This is a genomic window from Enterobacter sp. 01-M-03-SI-ECC (assembly GCF_047530215.1).
GTDB classification, from domain to species: Bacteria; Pseudomonadota; Gammaproteobacteria; order Enterobacterales; family Enterobacteriaceae; genus Enterobacter; species Enterobacter chengduensis.
The window spans coordinates 1-1,331 of the sequence record NZ_JBLKDA010000093.1 but is presented as its reverse complement, the minus strand read 5'-3'; the positions used below and the strand labels follow the sequence as shown (position 1 = coordinate 1,331).

At 54.1% G+C, this 1,331-nt stretch carries 1 protein-coding gene; it reads right to left on the bottom strand.

The annotated features are described in order from the left end of the window. Positions 1-11: 11 nt before the first annotated feature. Positions 12-1,240, bottom strand: a protein-coding gene (locus ACMWKK_RS26200; protein ID WP_110129298.1) for an IS3-like element ISEc36 family transposase whose coding sequence is annotated in 2 segments (ribosomal slippage) — positions 12-925 and positions 925-1,240 — 1,230 coding nt in all. Because the reading frame shifts where the segments join, the coding sequence is not laid out codon by codon here. Positions 1,241-1,331 lie beyond the last annotated feature (91 nt).

Here is a 1,331-nt window from a genome sequence, read left to right as displayed (position 1 = left end):
TGGATTGGCCCCTATATTTCCATACACTTTTTATCACTTAACCCATGACTGGTTCGTCGCCGCAGATATTCCCGTGGCGAACGATACCCCAGTGCACTATGCGGATGCCATTCGTTGTAATGTTCGAAGGCCTCCGCAAGGTTCTTTACCGCTGTTAACCCGTCGGGTTTCGGCATGATGCTGATGTAATCGCGCTTCATCGTTTTCACGAAGCTCTCTGCCATCCCGTTGCTTTCCGGGCTACGTACCGCCGTATGTTTAGGCTCCAGTCCTACCATTCTGGCGAACTGACGCGTCTGATAAGAACGGTAGGCTGAACCGTTGTCTGTCAGCCACTCAACTGGGGATGTCGGCAGGCTGTTACCGAAGCGACGCTCCACGGCACCCAGCATGACGTCCTGCACGGTTTCACTGTCATATCCACCGTTACTGGCCGCCCAGTAAAGTGCCTCGCGATCGCAACAGTCCAGAGCGAACGTGACCCGCAGTTTTTCACCGTTATCACAGCTGAACTCGAAGCCGTCAGAGCACCACCGCTGGTTACTTTCTCCAACGGCCACTTTCCCTGTATGCGCCCGCTTCGATGGCGGTATTTCCGGTTTACGCTCAAGCAGCAGCGCATTCTGACGCATGATGCGGTATACGCGTTTGGCATTGATCACCGCCATGTCGTCAGTTTCTGATTGTCTGCGCAGCAGTGCCCATACCCGACGATAACCATAGGTGGGCAGATCGCCGATAACGGTATGGATACGGGCCAGCGCGTCAGTATCATCAGGCTTGCGCTTGCACCGACGATCCTGCCAGTCCTTCGACCGACGGGCCATGGCATGCAGTTGCGCACGTGAGACCCGGAGGCAACGACTGACAAGGCTTATTCGCCATCCTCCGGCAACAAGGGCACGTGCGCTATCCACTTTTTTTGTCGGCCATATTCAACGGCTTCTTTTAGCAGCTCGTTTTCCATGGTTTTCTTGCCCAACAGGCGCTGCAGCTCTTTAATTTGCTTCATCGCAGATGCCAGCTCCGACGCGGGCACAACCTGTTCTCCTGCGGCAACGGCTGTAAGGCTGCCTTCCTGATACTGCTTACGCCACAGGAACAGCTGACTGGCAGCAACGCCATGCTGACGGGCGACCAGCGACACGGTCATTCCGGGCTCAAAACTCTGCTGAACAATGGCGATTTTTTCCTGAACACTTCGCCGTCTGCGCTTCTCTGGACCTAAAACATCAATCATTCGGACTCCAACGACTAGTCTAAAAACTAGTATTAAGACTATCACTAACTTAAGTGATACCAACTGTCTGGAGATTCAGGGGGCCAGTCTA